The 18332-nt window shown below is 36.2% G+C and carries 16 protein-coding genes, 3 tRNA genes and 1 pseudogene; 8 read left to right on the forward strand and 12 right to left on the reverse strand.

The window, feature by feature from the left end; all coding sequences use genetic code 11:
• Window positions 1–2: 2 nt before the first annotated feature.
• From DESTER_RS03475 to DESTER_RS03490, 4 genes are read right to left on the reverse strand one after another with little or no spacing between them, the layout of a single operon-like run.
• Window positions 3–470, reverse strand: coding sequence for a DUF8052 family protein (locus DESTER_RS03475; protein ID WP_013638282.1), 468 nt, complete (start codon window positions 468–470; stop codon window positions 3–5).
• Window positions 460–756, reverse strand: a complete 297-nt coding sequence (locus DESTER_RS03480) for an FtsB family cell division protein (RefSeq protein ID WP_013638283.1) — start codon at window positions 754–756, stop codon at window positions 460–462. The genes DESTER_RS03475 and DESTER_RS03480 overlap by 11 nt, the downstream gene beginning before the upstream one ends.
• Window positions 734–1312 carry a DUF507 family protein gene (locus DESTER_RS03485; RefSeq protein ID WP_013638284.1) on the reverse strand — a complete coding sequence of 193 codons (579 nt, stop codon included), beginning with the start codon at window positions 1310–1312 and terminating at the stop codon, window positions 734–736. Before DESTER_RS03485 ends, DESTER_RS03480 begins: the two co-directional genes overlap by 23 nt.
• A complete protein-coding gene (locus tag DESTER_RS03490; protein ID WP_013638285.1) occupies window positions 1312–4044 on the reverse strand; it encodes a CDC27 family protein in 2733 nt (910 codons plus the stop codon). Before DESTER_RS03490 ends, DESTER_RS03485 begins: the two co-directional genes overlap by 1 nt.
• Before the next feature lie 49 nt (window positions 4045–4093).
• Here DESTER_RS03490 and uvrB point away from each other — a divergent pair, with 49 nt between their 5' ends.
• Window positions 4094–6079 (forward strand): excinuclease ABC subunit UvrB, encoded by a 1986-nt coding sequence (gene uvrB / locus DESTER_RS03495; protein WP_013638286.1) that lies wholly within the window; start codon window positions 4094–4096, stop codon window positions 6077–6079.
• A gap of 381 nt (window positions 6080–6460) precedes the next feature.
• Here the strand turns inward: uvrB and DESTER_RS03500 are convergent.
• The 3 genes and pseudogenes from DESTER_RS03500 to DESTER_RS03505 all read right to left on the reverse strand — a co-directional run bounded on the left by DESTER_RS03500 (window position 6461) and on the right by DESTER_RS03505 (window position 8874).
• Window positions 6461–7524 (reverse strand): annotated as a pseudogene (locus DESTER_RS03500) (IS481 family transposase).
• Entirely contained in the window at window positions 7418–7675 is a 258-nt protein-coding gene (locus DESTER_RS08330) for a 2-hydroxyacyl-CoA dehydratase family protein (RefSeq protein WP_218914929.1), read from the reverse strand. Before DESTER_RS08330 ends, DESTER_RS03500 begins: the two are co-directional and overlap by 107 nt.
• Window positions 7663–8874, reverse strand: coding sequence for a double-cubane-cluster-containing anaerobic reductase (locus tag DESTER_RS03505; protein ID WP_218914924.1), 1212 nt, complete (start codon window positions 8872–8874; stop codon window positions 7663–7665). The genes DESTER_RS08330 and DESTER_RS03505 overlap by 13 nt, the downstream gene beginning before the upstream one ends.
• 158 nt (window positions 8875–9032) lie before the next feature.
• Here DESTER_RS03505 and DESTER_RS03510 point away from each other — a divergent pair, with 158 nt between their 5' ends.
• From DESTER_RS03510 to DESTER_RS03520, 3 genes are read left to right on the forward strand one after another with little or no spacing between them, the layout of a single operon-like run.
• Window positions 9033–9635 (forward strand): IS607 family transposase, encoded by a 603-nt coding sequence (locus tag DESTER_RS03510; RefSeq protein WP_013638093.1) that lies wholly within the window; start codon window positions 9033–9035, stop codon window positions 9633–9635.
• Entirely contained in the window at window positions 9622–11193 is a 1572-nt protein-coding gene (locus DESTER_RS03515; protein WP_013638288.1) for an RNA-guided endonuclease InsQ/TnpB family protein, read from the forward strand. The genes DESTER_RS03510 and DESTER_RS03515 overlap by 14 nt, the downstream gene beginning before the upstream one ends.
• 33 nt (window positions 11194–11226) lie before the next feature.
• The gene (locus DESTER_RS03520) at window positions 11227–11727 is read left to right on the forward strand and encodes a GGDEF domain-containing protein (protein ID WP_274530078.1); all 501 of its coding nucleotides are present in this window, start codon (window positions 11227–11229) and stop codon (window positions 11725–11727) included.
• A gap of 1 nt (window position 11728) precedes the next feature.
• Here DESTER_RS03520 and DESTER_RS03525 read toward each other — a convergent pair.
• From DESTER_RS03525 to DESTER_RS03540, 4 genes are all read right to left on the reverse strand, one after another.
• Window positions 11729–11823, reverse strand: a tRNA-Ser gene (locus DESTER_RS03525).
• Window positions 11824–11829: 6 nt separating this feature from the next.
• A tRNA-Lys gene (locus DESTER_RS03530) sits at window positions 11830–11905 on the reverse strand.
• Between the two features lie 7 nt (window positions 11906–11912).
• Window positions 11913–12007 (reverse strand) — tRNA-Ser (locus DESTER_RS03535).
• Between the two features lie 31 nt (window positions 12008–12038).
• Window positions 12039–13112: an IS481 family transposase gene (locus DESTER_RS03540; RefSeq protein WP_013638289.1), complete on the reverse strand. Its 1074-nt coding sequence runs from the start codon at window positions 13110–13112 to the stop codon at window positions 12039–12041.
• A 92-nt stretch (window positions 13113–13204) separates the two neighbouring features.
• On the opposite strand from DESTER_RS03540, the gene DESTER_RS03545 reads away from it, so the two are divergent.
• The 4 genes from DESTER_RS03545 (at window position 13205) to gltA (ending at window position 16881) form a co-directional block, all read left to right on the forward strand.
• Window positions 13205–13375, forward strand: coding sequence for a Trm112 family protein (locus tag DESTER_RS03545; protein WP_013638290.1), 171 nt, complete (start codon window positions 13205–13207; stop codon window positions 13373–13375).
• 163 nt (window positions 13376–13538) lie between these two features.
• Complete coding sequence (gene rlmN, locus DESTER_RS03550) at window positions 13539–14576, forward strand: dual-specificity RNA methyltransferase RlmN (RefSeq protein ID WP_013638292.1); 1038 nt, start codon at window positions 13539–13541, stop codon at window positions 14574–14576.
• A 56-nt stretch (window positions 14577–14632) separates the two neighbouring features.
• On the forward strand, window positions 14633–15478 hold the full coding sequence (locus DESTER_RS03555) for a sulfide/dihydroorotate dehydrogenase-like FAD/NAD-binding protein (RefSeq protein ID WP_013638293.1): 846 nt from the start codon (window positions 14633–14635) through the stop codon (window positions 15476–15478).
• 2 nt (window positions 15479–15480) lie between these two features.
• Window positions 15481–16881, forward strand: coding sequence for an NADPH-dependent glutamate synthase (gene gltA, locus DESTER_RS03560; RefSeq protein ID WP_013638294.1), 1401 nt, complete (start codon window positions 15481–15483; stop codon window positions 16879–16881).
• Here the strand turns inward: gltA and DESTER_RS03565 are convergent.
• Window positions 16878–18164 (reverse strand): RNA-guided endonuclease InsQ/TnpB family protein, encoded by a 1287-nt coding sequence (locus DESTER_RS03565; protein WP_013638295.1) that lies wholly within the window; start codon window positions 18162–18164, stop codon window positions 16878–16880. The genes gltA and DESTER_RS03565 overlap by 4 nt on opposite strands.
• Between the last annotated feature and the right edge of the window lie 168 nt (window positions 18165–18332).

Here is an 18332-nt window from a genome sequence, read left to right on the forward strand (position 1 = left end):
TATCAATCAAGAAGCCAAGAGAGAAAAGGTTTTATTTCCTCAGGATAGAAAAGTTTTTCCTTGAAAGACAAAACAAATCCTACTTTATAAGAACCTTTTAGTCCAAACCAAATGCTTTTTGAAATAAGGGTTTTCTGAATAGTTTCTATAACTTTTTCTTCTGTTTTTTCAGTTTCAAGGATAAAAATAAAAGTAGAAAGATAATGATCTTCTGGAGTTTTTAGTAATTTTTTAGAAACTGATAAGGAAATGTTCAAAATTTCTTTAAAATCATCTAGATATAATTGATGAAACCTTTTTCCAAAGATATAAAAATAACTTTTTATCTCATAATCTTTTATAAAAAAAGTTGTATGAACTAAGTTGGTTTCAAGAAAAGCAAAAAAATCAAAACTGAATTCATCAATTATAAAAGTTTCTGTAAACTTTCCGTAGGGTAAAATTTTCTTCTTTATTTTTTCACTTAACAAGTAAGATCACCTCTTCTCCTTTTTTCCCTTTAAGAAACATTTCCCTTGCAAGCTTGTGGTAGTAAAATTCTTTGTTTTTCTCAAAAGCAGAAAGTCTTTCCTTGAGAATTTCGTTTTGGTTTTTCCAGTAATTTTCCTCTTTCTTCAGCTGTTTATAGGTTTCCTTTAATTTCAAATATGTAGATAAAGAATTCTCTCCAAAGAAGTAACTATAAATAGCCCATGGAACAAAGAAAATCCAAAAAATAAGCAAGTATCGAAATCTACACTTCAGATTCGGCGTCAATTAAGCCTCTTTCTATTAATTCTTCGTTATAGTAGCGTCTATAAAGTGCATACCATTCGGGAGTTCCTTCATAAATCGGTCTTGAATGAGAGGCTATTTTTTCTCTTACGTTTTTGTCTATTTCTTTTCTTAACTTTGCTACTTCTTCAAAAGACTTGACTATAATTGATCTTATTACTCCTCTTTCTTGGGTATAGTCTAATTCTTCATCCGTTAAGATGAGCCTAAGAATTTTTCCTGCAAGATAATTTGCCTTTTCTCTGGAGAAAATACTACCGACTACAGAAATTCCCTTTTCTTTTGCTAATCTTTCTTTTATGAGTTTTCTTGCTTTATGAATAGAAACGCCTCTATAGGTAACCTCTTCTGCATTTTCCTGAATTATTTTCTCGGCTTCTTCCTCTAACTCTTTTTCTGCTATGTAATCGTTATAAAGAATTTCATATATTTTTTTCTTAAAGTCTTCAGGATTATCTGCAATGACATACTCGTTTTCTAAAAGGTTATTTGCAACTCTATCTGCAAGAAGTTTTAAAAACTTATTTTGTTTTGCCATCACTCCTCCTTTTTAAGCTTTTGTAAAAGAGATTTTACCCTTTCTGCGGCTATTTCGCCTTCTTTTGTTCCAGCTTTTAACTTGATTACTTTTTGATAAAGCTTTAAAGCTTGTTCGTAATCTCCTTTTTGTTCAAAAAGTTGAGCAGCTCTGTAAAGTGAGGTAGACGCCCAAGGCTCAATATCACCGTATTCATAGCTTATTTTCATATAGTTAAGAATTGCTTCTTCAGTTTTTCCTCTTTTAGCTTGAATTGAAGCTTTCCAGAAGAGAGATTCAGCTTTTTGCTCTTTTGTTTTAGCCTTTTTAATGGCTTCGTTAATTAACTTCTCGGCTTCAGAAAGTTTTTCTTGTTTTTCTGCAAAAATTGCAAGTCCGACAAGGTCGTTGTAGTCTACCGAAGAAAATTTACCAAGATTTAGAAGTTCTTTTATAAATTTTAGAGCTTTCTCCTTTTCTCCTGTAAGTTTGTAATAACCAGCAAGTTTTGCTAAGAAAAGGCTTCTTTCTTCTTGTGGAATATTGTTTATATTTTTAACAGACTGAGCTGAAGTGTAAGCATCAATTAGTTTACCCATTCTAAGAAAAACCTTAAATCTTAGGTAATTTTTAAGGTCTTTATTCAGCTCATTTGTATTTGGTAAAAGTTCTAAGTCCTTTAGAGCTCTCTCGTAATTCCTTTCTTTTAAATCTATTTCAACTAATCTTCTTACGATTTTTCTTCTAAGATCTTCTAATGTTGTTCTTTGAAGAGCTAACTTAAGGAGTCCATAGGCTTTCCCGTATTCTACGGTTTGGATATAGTCTTCAGCCTTTGATACTAAGGTATCAACAGAAGTTATTCCATTTTCCGGATTGTAAGCTATAAACTTAGGATCGTTAAAGAGTACAGGTTCAAAGTTCCTAGATTTAAAGGCAATATAATTTAGCATTTTCTTAGCAAAACCTGATATAGATTTGTCGGTAGAATAGTTGAAAATAAAGGTAAGATATTCCATTGCTTTATCTGGTGCTGAATTTTCATATTCAAGTGCTAAGAAAAGAGCAGCAGCAATTTTCTCATTTCCTTGAAGTTTGGGAAGGAGTCTTTCAACTTCTTTAGGATTATTTGAGACTATAGCAGCCATAAGTTGAACAGTTGGAGATTCAAAGTGAAAATCTTTTATCTTGCTTTCTTTTTTTAAAAGCTTAGAAAGGTAAACTAACCTTCCACCGTTGACTTCGGGATATAAACCATTTGTACTTATCTGTCTTTTTAGAGTTTCAAAAGCCTTTTCTTTATTGCCTATTTGGAAATAGTCAAATGCTAAAATCGTGGATGTGTCTCCGTCTTTAAAGGAAACCTTTGATAGATAGAGAACTCCTTTTTTAAAATTTTTTTGATTTGTATAGCTAATCCCAAGGAGTTTTTTAACTTCGTCTGTATCTAATCCTAATTGATCTTCTGCATATTTTAAAAGCTTTATAGCAAGAACCGTGTTTCCACTGTAAAGATAACTTTTTGCAGCTGGTATTAGAGCTTCCTTATAAAAGGATGTGTTTTGGTAATTCTTCATTAATTCTGTGTAAACAACAGATGCAATTTCCGTATTTAGACTACCAATCTTTCCAAGAAGGTATAAAGTTCTTGGCAAAAGCAATTTGTTAGTTGGATTTTGAACAGCTTTTTCAAGCATAGATAAGGACTTTTTATAAAGTCCTCTTTCGTAATAAATATATCCAAGATCGTGATAAGAACCTATATATTGTGGCTGTTGTGTACTAAATGAAAAGATTAAGGCTTTTGGATAAAGCTCAGGATATAGTTTTTTTAGTTTTTCCACGTAAAATGTAGAACGATAAAAATCTAAAAGAATTTTTAGTTTTTCTGGAATCTGAGGTCTTGATACGTTGAAACCTATAAGTTGAGGAATTTTTTCTGAATGTCCAAGCTTAAAGTAACACCATGCTTTTAAGTACTTTGCTTCTTCTGAATTAACGTTTTCAAGGGCATTAAGAGCTTCTTCGTACTTCCCATTTAGATAATAGACTTTTGCAAGTTCAAGTTTTACTTTTTCCTCTGGGTATTCTTTATAAAGCTTTTCTATTTCAAAGAGAGCTTCGGAAAATCTTTTTTTTCTTTCAAGATACTTAACATATTCTAGTCTTTCCTCTGGAGAAGTAAACCACTTACCGTAAACATCAAAAAGAAGATCTATTAATTGATAGTTCTTTTTTTCAAGTGCAGTAGACAAACACTTTTTCAAAAAACCGCTTTCTTTAAGAGCTCCCTTTAAATCCGTACTTTTTGAAGAAAGATCTACAATGTAGAGAAGTTCATCTGGAGAAAAGGAATATTTAGAAAGAACTTTAAAAAACGCTATCTTATCATCTATAGAAAGTTTAATAAGCTCTTCTCTATCTATTACCTGGTTAATTGGTTTACCTGAATGAAGTTTCATTATTGATTTTAAAGCTAAGAGCTCTCCTTTTTTAAATGTGTAAAAGTTACCTTCCCAGTAGTTAATTAGTTCCTCAAGACTTTTAAAGTTTTTAGAATTTAGAAACGATAGATAAATAATTTGATAGTACTTTTTAAAATCTTCTGGAGATAAATTTTCTAAATTTTCGCTGAAAGTCTTTGCAGCAAGGGAATAAAGACCATCTCTATAAAACTTTACTCCAAGATTGAAGTCGGAAGCTACAGCTTGAGAACAGAGAATAAGAGATAAAGTTAAAAGTTTTAGTCTCATCTTGTTTCTCCGATAACTATTTATTGTAAACAGGAATAAATTATAATCTATGAAAAGAAGATTTAAAGTTGTTTCACCTTTTAAGCCAAAGGGAGATCAACCTAAGGCTATAAAAGAACTTTCTGAAGGAATTAAAAAAGGTCTTAAGTACCAAACTCTTCTTGGTATTACAGGTAGCGGTAAGACTTACACAATTGCAAAAGTCATTGAAGAAGTTCAAAAACCAACTCTTGTTATTTCTCACAACAAAGTTCTTGCTGCTCAGCTTTATCATGAGCTAAAAAACTTTTTTCCAGAAAATGCAGTTGAATACTTTATAAGTTACTACGATTATTACCAGCCAGAAAGTTACATTCCAAGTAGAGATCTTTATATAGAAAAAGATTGCTCTATTAATCCTGTAATAGACAGAATGAGACATTCTGCAACGGTTTCTCTTCTTACAAGACAAGATGTTATAGTTGTTTCTTCTGTTTCTTGTATTTATGGCCTTGGTTCACCAGATTACTACAAAACTCTTTCATTAAGATTTCAAGTTGGAGAAGAAATCGAAAGAGATGAAGTTATTAGAAAGCTTGTAACACTTGGGTATGAAAGAAGCGAGTATGAGTTAAAACCTGGAATTTTCAAAGTTAGAGGTGACGTTATAGACATTTTTCCTGCCGATGTTGAAGACCATTTTGTAAGGGTTGAGCTTTTTGGAGATGAGGTTGATTCAATTGTTATGCTTGACTATTTCAACCAGAAAGTCTTGAAGGAGTTTAATTCTTATACAGTCTATCCTGCTTCCCACTATGCAACTCCTTACTCAAAGATAGTTGAGGCTGTTCAGTCTATAGAAAAGGAGCTTGAAGAAAGAGTAAAGTACTTTTTAAGAGAAGGAAAAGAACTTGAGGCAAGGAGAATTGAACAGAGAACAAAATATGATATTGAGCTTCTTCTTGAAATAGGTCACTGTAAAGGAATAGAGAACTACTCAAGACATCTTGATGGTAGAAAACCTGGAGAGCCTCCGTTTACACTTCTGAATTACTTTCCAGATGATTTTCTTGTTGTCATAGATGAGTCACACGTAACAGTTCCTCAGATTAAGGCTATGTGGAGAGGAGATAGAGCTAGAAAGTATAATCTTATTGAACATGGTTTTAGACTGCCTTCAGCTTATGACAATAGACCTTTAAACTTTGAAGAATTTTTAAAGCGAGTTCCCCAAGCAATTTTTGTCTCTGCAACTCCAGGACCTTTTGAACTTGAAGTTTCTGAAAAAGTTGTTGAACAGATAATAAGACCAACAGGACTCCTTGATCCAATAGTTGAAGTAAGGAAAACAGAAGGACAAATAGATCACTTAATATCTGAGATAAAAAAGAGAGTAGAAAAAAACGAAAGAATTCTTATTACAACACTTACTAAAAAGAGTGCCGAAGAGCTTTCTAAATACCTTCTTGAAAAAGGAATAAAAGCAAAATACATGCATTCGGAGATAGATTCAGTTGAAAGAGTTGAAATCATAAGAGGATTAAGAAGTGGAGAATTTGATGTTCTTGTGGGAGTTAACCTCTTAAGAGAAGGTCTTGACCTTCCAGAAGTATCACTTGTTGCAATACTTGATGCAGACAAAGAAGGTTTCTTAAGATCGACTACCTCTTTAATTCAAACTATTGGTAGAGCGGCAAGAAATGTAAACGGAAAAGTAATTCTTTATGCTGACAAAATTACTCCTTCTATGAAAAAAGCAATCGAAGAAACAGAAAGAAGAAGGAAAATTCAAAAAGAATACAACAAGAAATACGGTATAACACCTCAAACTGTAAAGAGAGCTCTTGAAACAAGTATTCTTGAAGATGCAGGAATAATGCCTTTTTACAAGAAGGAAGAAAGGGAGAACACTCCAAAGACAGAAGAAGAGTTACTTAAAGAAATAGCTCGTCTTGAAAAAGAAATGAAAGAAGCAGCAAAAAATTGGGAATTTGAAAGAGCAGCAGAGTTAAGAGATAAGATTAAGGAACTTCAGAAATTGCTAATTCCTTCTTAAAATTAGGATTTAATCTCAGAAAAGACTATAGAATTTTTACTTAGTGAACTACTCCTTCCTTACGGAAGGAGCTTCTGAGGGAGTTTGGTAGGTTATTCCTACCCTTATCCCTCTGGGTGGGTTCACTCCACCCTCTACTCCTATCCCTGCAAAAAGCAGAGATTCGGAGATACCTTCTATCTCGCTCCAGTCCCCACCCCACGCCTGCACAAAGCAGACGGACCGTCTACTGGAGCCTCTTTCCCGGCCTATTCAGTTGTTCAAAGACCTTGCGGTAGGTGTTCACCTACCGCTCCTTTCACCACCCTTAGCTGGTTTTCAACTCCTTCTGGAGTCGGTGGTGAAAGTAATCTCTTACTTTTGTAATTTATTCTACGGTTGTTAAATTTTGTTCGAGTTCAATACATGGTGGACACCTTGATGGTTTTTAATATATTCCTCAAACTTCTCAGCGGGAGTCTTGTAATTTAAAGAGTGATGGGGTCTAAGAAAGTTGTAAATCTTTAAATACTCAAAAAGTTTTTTATTCATCTCATCAACAGTCGGTTCTGTTCCTTCTATCATCCATAGTTCACTTTCTGTCGTTTGAATAAACCTTTCTACATGCGCATTAGTCTTGGGAGATTTCGGATAACTAAAGTAGTGTTCTATCCCTTTTCTTTTAAGATATTCGTCTAACTCCCCTAAAAATTCGCTCCCGTTATCCGTTTGAACTTTCTCTATCTTGAAGGGAAGAAATTTTTCAAGTTCTTCAAAAAACCTTCTTCCGCTCCTGCTGCTTTTTGTAGAATAAACCTTGGCAAATGCTATTCGGGTGAACTTGTCTATTGCCGTGAACTGGTAAAAGGTTTTACCGCACCAGTAGAGGTATTTAACGTCCATGAGGATTGTTCCTGGTTTGTCTGCTCTTAGTCCTTTTCTGGTGCGGTTCTTTTTCCCTTTCTGTTTCTTCCTCTTGTAGGTACTTTTTAGTTTCCAGGTTCTTTCTATTAGTCCGTGTCTTTTGAGAACCCTGTAAACTGTAGAGGATGATATTTTTACATTTAGGTATCTTTCCATGAAGGCTGCTATCTTTTCTTTGCTCCAGGTTGGGAATTTTTCCCTTATTGTGACGATGATGTGTTCTATTTCTGGTTCTGTTTGGGGTTGTCTTACTTTATGAGGTCTTTTGTTTCTGTCTTGGAGTCCTTCTATCCCGTACTTGTCGTATCTTTTTTCCACTTGTAGAAGGTTGTTGGACTGATGCCAAAGTATCTGCATGTTTTTCTGGCGTTGCCTGTTTTGTGGTAGTACTCTATCCATTTCAGTCTCCTTTTAACGTTTCTGTCTTTTGTTAGGTCAAGTTTCTTTTTTACTCTTCTTCCTTCTTTCAGGGTTTCTTTGAATGCTGTATTTGTGCTTGATATATGGAGGGATGTTCCTTTGAATCTTTTCAATTGTTTCATCGGTGGACACCTCCTTCTGGGATTCAAAGGTTATTTTAGGGTGTCCACCTTCTATCTGAACTTCAACACTTTCAATAAACGCTTCAACCCTTGTCTTGATCTGTCCAACATCCTCCATTGAATAGTCAGACTCTATTCTTAGGACCGGAATGCCCTCTGCCTGGAGCCTGTCCTGTCTATGACCTTCTTAGACTCAACGTTGTAAGTGTGGCAGAAGGAAAGTGAGTAGTAGATAATTCCGTCAGCCTTTTTCTCTTTATACATTCTAATTATTTTTTCTATTCTTTCTTCGTTTGGAGTAAAACAAGCACAATCTATTTTCATGTACCTTTCAAGCATCCTTTCAATAAGATCGTCAACCGTTTTTGCTCCTTCAATATCAATGTTGTCTTTGTAGTATCTATGGCCTATGCATGCTTCTTCGTTGATTATTACACCTCCCGTTGTTTCAACTACATGGTGTAGTTTCCAGTTTGGAAGAGCCATAGGTGTTCCAATGACCATAATCCTTGGAGTACCTGGAGGAACTACAGAAATTCCTTTTTCTATTCTCTCCTCTAACTCATCGCAAAGCTCGTGTACTTTTCTCGTAAACCTGTCCGGATCATCATAGAAGGATATCTGATTGACTAAAAGTCCATCCTTACTGCTTATAGGGACAACTTCAGGGTTTGCACTCCTTAGATAGTCAAGTCTCTGCATTGCTTCTCTTTTCTTGTTTATCTTCTCTATACCCTCTTTGAGCTCTTCAAATGTTAGCTCTCTACCGATAATCTCTTCAATGTGTTTCTTAAAGTCGTAGATTTCCTGACGCCAGAGATTCTTCTCCCTCTCTCTCTTCATCTGAGGGATGTGCATTACGTGGGTCGGATGGAGTTTATTGAGAAGTTCCCAGGTCTTTTTCTTTGCCTCACAGGTTGTCTCACCATAGATGAAGTCTGAAGACTGTGTATAGGGACAAGTTCTCTGAACTTTAAAGCCGTAAGCAGACTTGATAAGGGGACAGATATTTCTCGGAAGGTCCCTTTCGGCGTCTGGAATTGAAAACTGAGCACCTCCACAGAGGCCATAGCAAGCTCCACCAGCACCAATAACGATTTCTTCCGGGACAAATATGCAGAAAGTACCAACAAGAGGTTTACCTTGCTTCTTTATCTCAAGGAGCTCCACTATTCTCTTGCCGTGAATCTCGCTCATCAGCCAGTCAAAATACTCCATTCCTTTTGGCCTATTCTTCTGTTTAAGGAAGATTTCAGGGTAAATCTGAAAAAGAGCACTCATGAGCTCTTCGTGCTTTTCAATATCCATACTGAGCTCTTTGTAGATTTCTACATAGTCAGCAGCAGCCACAAGACACCTCCAATATGATTTCCTTAATCAATATAATTTTCTTAAATTTTAACAAACTCTATTGAATATCGATAAAATCTATAACAAAACAGAAAAATATAACCATCAATTTTTAGCTACACTTGACAATATGTATTAGAAATACTATATTTCAGGGTATGAAAGCAAGGGAAGTAATGGAAATACTACGGATTTCAAGGTCAACCCTTAGGAACTTGAGAAAAGAAGGAATTTTGAAAGCTGAAAGACTTCCCAATGGACACTATGAGTTTGACCCTGAAAGTGTTTACAAGTATCTCCTTGAAAAGAGTGGAAAATCAGTAGAAAGGAAAACAGTTATTTACGCAAGAGTGTCAACTCCTAAACAGAAGCAGGATTTAATCAACCAAATAGAAGTAGCAAAAAATTTCTGTATAGCAAGAGGGTGGAAGATAGACGGGGTTTATAAAGATATTGCAAGTGCTTTAAACTTTGACAAGAGAAAAGATTTTCATCTTCTACTTAACGAAATTCTCTCCTACCGCATAGCTAAGGTGGTGATAACGTTTAAGGATAGACTTATGAGAACAGGATTTAACTTTTTTGAGAACCTGTTCAAGCGTTACGGAACGGAAATTGTTGTAATTAACAACTACACCAATGAGAAGAACGACACAGAAGAGATAATTGAAGAGATAATTACCCTTCTACATTCATTTTCAATGAAGTTTTACAGCAACCGAAGGAAAATCAGAAAGGTTTTAGAAGATGCAATCAAATAGAGTTTTGAACATTAGAATATCGGGAAAAGAGAGGAAAGAAAAGGTCAGGAAACTCCTACTTGACCTTGCTCACTTTAAAAACCTCTTAATACTTCTTATCAGGAGATACAAAGAGCTTTACGGATACTATCCGACTGACCAGTCAATCCTCTACGGACTCATAAAAGAAGGAGAATATTCCTCTAAGAAAGAAGAAAAACTCAAAAGTTTTAGAGAGGTTAAAGAAAACATCTTAAAAGATGAAGAACTTACGAGATTCTTAAAAGCTCTAAAAGAGCAGAAAAAGAAAACCGACAACAATTACATTCTTCAGCAGGTTATAAGAGACGTAGTGAAAAGTTTCAAAAGCTACAGGAAAGCATACAAAGAGTATCTAAAAAGTCCGAAAAAATTCAAAGGGACTCCCAGATCTCCAAAACCGAAGAAGCTAAAGTATTTGATGAACTTTTCGGTAGAACTCAACGTAAACACGTTTAAACGTTTAGAGGACAGCATCCTGATAAGCTTAAGAATCAACAACAAAGAATTTCTGAAAGTAAAACTACCCAAAGACTTTGACTTTGAAGTCAAGAGTATAAGACTGAAACTTTTTGGAACAGACGTTTATGCAGATGTTGTTTACAAAGCAGAACTTCCGAAAGTAGAAAAGACAGGAAAGCACGTAGCAGGTATAGACTTGGGACTCAACAACCTGATAACACTCCTTTCAACAAACAAAGACCTTAAGAGCTTTATAGTTTCGGGAAAAGAGATAAAAGCATTCAACCAGTGGTATAACAAAGAAAAGAGCAAACTCCAATCGGAAATAGACACCATCAGGAACAAGCTTTCGCAAGTAGAAGATGAAAAAGAAGGAGAAAGCTTAAAACAGTTAATTACAGAAAAACTTATAAGACTCAAAGAACTATCGGCATACAGAAAGAGGAAAATAGACAACGACTTTCACAAGATAAGCAGGAAGGTAGTTGACGTTCTAAAAGCTACTGACCACAAAAAGCTCTACATAGGGAAAGGAGCGACAGAGAGTAAGGACGGAGTGAATCTTGGAAAGAAAAACAACCAGCATTTTGTATCAATTCCGTTCAGGAGACTAATAGAACTTATCAAATACAAAGCGGAAGAATTAGGGATAAAGGTTTTTGAAATAGAAGAACCATTTACCTCAAAGACCTCACCCTTTGCAGACATATTTGAGGTCAAAAGAATAGGGAAAGAATATCTAAAAGCGAAAGAAGAAGGGGATAAGGATTTACTTAAAGAACTCCTCATCAAGCTTAAAAAACTTACGCAAGCTGTTAGGAGACGCAGAGGAGTTTTAAAAGACAAAGTTTTAGACAAGATTTTCAATGCTGACTGTGTAGGAGCATACAACATAATCAGAGTGGGAGAGAACTCCCCAAGACTGATTAAGGACTTGAAACTTTTGTTTATTAAGCTCTGTAATCCGATTAGATTTAAGTTGACAGATTTTCTCTACAAAGTATCCTGCGAGTCTCTCTGCGAATGCAGGGGGATAGCGGGTAGTAGTTCGCTTTTAAGCAGGGTTGAGTCCTTTTGACTACCAGTTATGTGGTAATTTAACTACATTTTAATACATCTAGTAGTCAAAGGGAATACCTTAAATAGAAGAGGTTTTTTCCAGATAGCTTTAGAAAAGTTCAAAACTGCTAAAAGGTATAACATTCCATTTTCTGTAATTTTGCTTGATATTGACTATTTTAAAAAAATTAACGATACCTATGGTCACACAGTTGGAGATAAAGTAATTGCAGAAATGGCACTCATCTTAAAAAATAATCTGAGAGAAAGTGATGCTATCGGTCGTTTTGGTGGGGAGGAATTCATCATTGCCTGTAGTCATACTAACTTTGATCAAGCAGTATTACTGGTTGAAAAAATTCAAGATCTGGTAAGAAAGCACTTTATACATTATCATGATAGAAAAATAAGGTTTACAGTGAGTATAGGATTTTTAACACTTGAAAATCCAGCAAAAAGAAGGCTTGACTTTGAAAAAATTATCCATCTAGCAGATAAAGCACTTTATCTTGCCAAAGAGATAAGAAATAGTGCTGTAGGAATAAAACTATAAATGGCGGAGAGGGCGGGATTCGAACCCGCGGTACGGGCTTTCACCCGTACACCCGCTTAGCAGGCGGGCGCCTTCAGCCAGCTCGGCCACCTCTCCTAAGAATGGTGAGCCGGGGAGGATTCGAACCTCCGACCTACGGATTAAAAGTCCGTTGCTCTACCAACTGAGCTACCGGCCCGATTTTCTGGCGGAGGGGGAGGGATTTGAACCCCCGGAGGGCTGGTTAGACCCTCAGGTGATTTCAAGTCACCCGCCTTCAGCCAGACTCGGCCACCCCTCCAATTGCGTAAGTGAAAAATATACCTTATGTTTTAGTGTGTCAAGATTTTGTTCGAGTTCAATACATGGTGGACACCTTGATGACTTCTAATATAGTCCTCAAACTTCTCAGCGGGAGTCTTGTAATTTAAAGAGTGATGGGGTCTAAGAAAGTTGTAAATCTTTAAATACTCAAAAAGTTTTTTATTCATCTCATCAACAGTCGGTTCTGTTCCTTCTATCATCCATAGTTCACTTTCTGTCGTTTGAATAAACCTTTCTACATGCGCATTAGTCTTGGGAGATTTCGGATAACTAAAGTAGTGTTCTATCCCTTTTCTTTTAAGATATTCGTCTAACTCCCCTAAAAATTCGCTCCCGTTATCCGTTTGAACTTTCTCTATCTTGAAGGGAAGAAATTTTTCAAGTTCTTCAAAAAACCTTCTTCCGCTCCTGCTGCTTTTTGTAGAATAAACCTTGGCAAATGCTATTCGGGTGAACTTGTCTATTGCCGTGAACTGGTAAAAGGTTTTACCGCACCAGTAGAGGTATTTAACGTCCATGAGGATTGTTCCTGGTTTGTCTGCTCTTAGTCCTTTTCTGGTGCGGTTCTTTTTCCCTTTCTGTTTCTTCCTCTTGTAGGTACTTTTTAGTTTCCAGGTTCTTTCTATTAGTCCGTGTCTTTTGAGAGTTCTGTAAACTGTAGAGGATGATATTTTTACATTTAGGTATCTTTCCATGAAGGCTGCTATCTTTTCTTTGCTCCAGGTTAGGAATTTTTCCCTTATTGTGACGATGATGTGTTCTATTTCAGGTTCTATTTGTGGTTGTCTTACTTTATGAGGTCTTTTGCTTCTGTCTTGGAGTCCTTCTATCCCGTACTTGTCGTATCTTTTTTTCCACTTGTAGAAGGTTGTTGGACTGATGCCAAAGTATCTGCATGTTTTTCTGGCGTTGCCTGTTTTGTGGTAGTACTCTATCCATTTGAGTCTCCTTTTAACGTTTCTGTCTTTTGTTAGGTCAAGTTTCTTTTTTACTCTTCTTCCTTCTTTCAGGGTTTCTTTGAATGCTGTATTTGTGCTTGATATATGGAGGGATGTTCCTTTGAATCTTTTCAATTGTTTCATCGGTGGACACCTCCTTGTGGTATTCAAAGGTTATTGTAGGGTGTCCACCTTCTATCTGAACTTCAACAGATTTTCTTTTTTAGGAGGTTAAAATGTTAGATGGAGAACTCCTTCAAATTTTAGCATGTCCACAGTGTAAAGGAGATCTTGAATATAGAGAAAAAGAAGACAAATTGATATGCCATAAGTGTAAGTTAGCGTATAAAATAGTAGATGACATTCCTGTAATGCTCATTGATGAAGCAGAGGTAATAGATGAATGAGATAAGTTTTGTTTTATCTCTTGTTTTAACAGTTGCTTTCGTTGGTTCTACTGTATATGGAATTTTTAAAACGATAAAAAGAAGGAAGAAAATTTCATAAGTGTAACGTGTTCTTATATGTCTTTTTTCATCTCAGTTTAAAATCCGAATTTAAGGGGAAAAAATGGTTGAGATAAAGAATTTAAACTTTGAAGAACTTCAAAACTTTGTACAAAGCCTTGGTTTCGAAAACTACAGGGCTAAACAGATAGCTCAGTGGATATATAAAAAAAGAGTTAAATCATTTGATGAAATGACGAACATTTCAAAGGCTGCAAGGAAAGTTCTTTCCGAGAATGCAAAGATAGATGTACTTAAATTAGTAAAAGTTGAAAAATCAATGGATGGAACTAAAAAATACCTTTTTGAACTTGAAGACGGAAATAGGGTTGAATCAGTATTTATTCCTGAGAAAGATTGGAATACTCTTTGTGTCTCTACTCAAGTTGGTTGTCCTGTTGGATGTAAATTTTGTCTTACTGCCAAGGATGGCTTTACAAGAAACCTTACAGCTGCTGAAATAGTTGATCAATACATTCATGTTCAAAGAGATGTCGGAGAAGATAAGAGAATTTCAAACGTTGTTTTTATGGGAATGGGGGAGCCTTTTCTTAATTTTGAGAATGTAAAAAAAGCAGTTGAAATAATGACTGATAAAAATATGCTTGATCTTTCCACAAGGAAAATAACGATTTCGACTGTTGGAGTAGTTCCAGGAATTGACAGAATGGCAAAAGAGATGAACAAAGTTAAACTTGCAATTTCTCTCCATGCCACAACCGATGAAGTAAGAGAAAAAATTGTTCCTCTTAACAGGAAATATCCTATTTCTGAGATTATGGCAGCTTTGAGAAGGTATCCTGCTGACAATATAAGAAGGATAATGATCGAATACGTAATGTTAGAAGGTGTAAATGATTCTGTAGAAGATGCTAAAAGACTTGTAAAATTGGTTAAGGGAATTCCTGTAAAGGTTAATCTTATTCCTTTTAATTCTTATCCTGGAGCTCCGTTTAAACCTTCCTCAAAAGAACAAACAGAAAAATTTCAAAAAGTTTTATGGGATCATAACATCGCAGCTTTTATAAGAGACTCTCGAGGTCAGGATATCTCTGCAGCTTGTGGAATGCTAAGAACAAAGGAAAAGTGTAATAGATGTTAAAAAGTTGTTAAAATTTTGTAAAATTCATCTCCAAATATTCCCAGAAGGAGAGGAAAATGTACAGAATAGTTAGTAAAAGGGAACTGGCAGAAAACGTTGACGAGTTTGTGATTGAAGCTCCACTAATAGCAGAAAAAGCAAAGCCAGGACAGTTTGTGATTATTAGAACAACTGCCAAGGGCGAAAGAATTCCTCTAACAATAGCTGAAAAGGATCCAGAAGCAGGAACTATCACTTTGATGGTTCAAAGAGTTGGAAAGTCTACCTTCCATCTTTCCTGTTTTGAGGAAGGTAACATCTTGAAAGATGTTGTTGGACCTCTTGGAAAACCTACCCATATAGAAAATTGGGGAAATGTTGTTGCCATAGGTGGTGGACTCGGACTAGCACCAATCCACCATATCTGTCAGGGAGTAAAAGAAGCAGGAAATAATCTTACAGTGATAATGGGATTTAGAAAGAAGGATTTAATCTTTTGGGAAGATAAGATGCAACTACTTGCTGACAGAGTAATAGTGACAACTAACGATGGTTCTTATGGAATGAAAGGACTTGTTACAGATGCTCTTAAGAAGTTAATTGATGAAGGTGAAAGGATAGACATGGTTATTTGTGCTGGTCCTGTTCCAATGATGAAAGCAGTCGCAGACCTTACAAGACCTCATAATATTCCAACAATAGCTTCCCTAAACCCAATAATGGTTGACGGTACCGGAATGTGTGGTGCCTGCAGAGTAACTGTTGGAGGAGAAGTGAAATTTGCGTGTGTAGATGGTCCAGAGTTTAACGCACATGAAGTTGACTTTGATGAACTTATGAATAGGCTCTGTATGTTTAAGTCCCTTGAAAAAGTTGCTATGGAGAGATTTCAAGAAAAACACTGTGGTTGTAAGAGGGGTTAAGAATGGCTAAGAGAGAAATTATAAAAAAGAGAATACCAGTTCCAGAAAGAGATCCACAGGAAAGAATTAATGACTTTAAAGAAGTGAAGCTTGGTTACACTCCTCAACTTGCAATGGAAGAAGCTAAAAGATGTCTTCAGTGTCCTACAGCTCCTTGTGTGAAGGCTTGTCCTGTAAACGTTCCAATTCCTCAGTTTATAAAGCTTATCGAGGAAGGAAAGTTTGTTGAAGCAGCAAGGAAAATAAAAGAAGAAAATATAATGCCTTCTGTTTGTGGAAGGGTTTGTCCACAGGAAATTCAATGCGAAGGTGCCTGTGTTGTTGGAAAGGTAGGAGATCCTGTAGCTATTGGAGCTCTTGAAGCTTTTGCAGGAGATTATGAAGCTTCTGTCGGTTATGAGAAGGTTGAAGTAAAGGAAAAAACCGGTAAAAAAATAGCCATAGTTGGTTCTGGTCCTGCTGGAATTGCATGTGCGGCAGATTTGCTAAAGTGGGGACATGAGGTAACAATATTTGAAGCGCTTCATGAAGCTGGAGGAGTTTTAGTTTACGGAATTCCTGAATTCAGGCTTCCAAATGAAACAGTAAGAAGAGAACTTGAATTTCTAGTTAGTATGGGTGCTAAGGTAGAACTTAACTTTATCGTAGGTAAGACAAAAACTATTTATGAACTCCTTGAAGAATTTGATGCTGTATTTATTGGTTCAGGAGCTGGACTTCCTTACATGTTAAATATTGAAGGTCTTAATCTTAATGGTGTTTACTCAGCAAATGAGTTCTTAACAAGAATTATCTTTATGGGAGCTAATAAATTTCCAGAATACGACACACCAGTATTTACAGGTAAGAGGGTAGCTGTTATAGGTGGTGGTAATACTGCAATGGACGTTGCAAGAACGGCTAAGAGACTAAAAGAAGTTGAAGAGGTTTACGTTATCTATAGGCGTTCTGAAGCAGAAATGCCTGCAAGAGTAGAAGAAGTTCACCATGCAAAAGAAGAAGGTATTATCTTCAAAACGCTTACAAATCCTGTAAGATTTGTAGGAGAAAATGGATGGCTTAAAGCAATAGAATGTGTGAAGATGGAACTATCTGAGCCAGATGAATCAGGAAGAAGAAGACCTGTACCTATTCCAGGTTCAGAGTTTCTCCTTGAAGTAGATACTGTAGTAATGGCAATTGGACAAGGACCAAATCCTGTTGTTGTTGAAGGGGTTAAAGAAATAAGAAGAGGTAAGAAAGGAGAAATCTTAGTAGATCCTGAAACTTTAATGACAGATCTACCAGGAGTTTTTGCTGGTGGTGACGTTATCCATGGCGGTTCAACTGTGATTATTGCAATGGGAGATGGAAGAAAAGCTGCAAAGGCTATTCATGAGTATGTGACATCCTCCCCTCACTAAAGTGAGGGGCTTCCTGCTTCGACGAGGGATATTCCCCTCTCCACAGGCGTTACTTCCCCGCCGTCCACGGGTAGGATTTTTAGGAGTTTTCCTTCTCCTCCATTCTCAATAATCCTTAACATCCACAATAGCAGTTCTATCGCTACCTTTAAAATCTCCCTTGCCGAATTAACGTCCCTGTCTATCTCTATCCCACATCCTTCACACTTGAAAACCCTTTCCGATAGCGAAATCTCCTGTCTGTATCCGCAAAATGAACAGGTTTGAGTGGTAGGTTCATACCTATCCACAAAAAACACAGAAATAAGAGTTGCAAGACTTCTAAGCCTTGCAGTTACTCCTCCTATCCCTGTGTTCTGTATCTGCTTACCAAATAACCCTTTCTTCCATCCTTCTATTGAATCATCCTGAACCGCTATAAGCGAAAATCTTTTGAGACAGCTGATTGCTTTGTTCAGTGCATCCTGTCTCTTGTTGTAGATATACTCCCATTCTTTTCCTATCTCTTTTTTTACCTTCTGATAGTTCCTGCTCCCTTTCTGCTTTCTGGAGAGAATCTTTTGTAGTCTTTTTAGTCTTTTCGTTTCAGGAATATACCAGCTCAGCTTTTCTCCTGTTGAAAGTGTTAACTGATGCTTTATCCCTAAGTCTATCCCAACCGGTTGCTGTATCTGTTTCTCTCTGATTTCTCTTTCTACCTCTTCTTTCGGAAGATAACAAACTATGTGCAGGTAGTATCCAGAGGGTTTCTTTATGAGGTATCCTTTAGTTATCTCTGCATTCTCAGGTATCTGATGTAGTCCTAAAACCCTGAATTTCTTCTTTATTCCCTGTACCTTTACTCTGTTTCTGTCTCCTGAAATCTTGTAGGTTACTCCATACTGTTTGAGGGGAATCGTTCTAACTTCTGATTTGAATTTTAGTTTACCTACTTTGTTCCCTTTTTCTTTTGACTTTTTAAGGCTTTTCAGGTCGTCTTTTATCTGGTCTATTATCTCCTGTTTCATCTGGGATGATAAAAGTTTGATTTCTCTTTTGTCGAAACCTTCGGGAGTTTTGATTTCTACTTCTTTATACTTGTAGTCTTTTATCCTGTTTTCGATGTCTGCTACGACAAAGTTACGAAGCCATTTGGCTTCCAAAAAGAGTCTGTCTAACTTCTCGATGTCCTTTTTAGAGAGGTTCTGAAGTTTTAGCTGATAGACTCTGCAGACTTGGTTTTCTCTCCTCTCTTTTGTTTCTTTCAGAGTTTGCTTTATCTTTTCAGCTTTTGCTGTTTTCATGGTCTATAATTTAATTGCAGGAGATTTGGATTTCAACGGCTTGTGCCGTGTGATTCATCCCTGCTTTAAAAAGCAGGGCTTTCTCGCAACGGTTTTCTGTAATGAGTAAATAACATATCTATCTAATTCCTCCCCCAGTTAGGGGGAGGAATAAAAAAAATCTAAACT

The sequence above is a fragment of the Desulfurobacterium thermolithotrophum DSM 11699 genome, from assembly GCF_000191045.1.
GTDB lineage: Bacteria > Aquificota > Aquificia > Desulfurobacteriales > Desulfurobacteriaceae > Desulfurobacterium > Desulfurobacterium thermolithotrophum.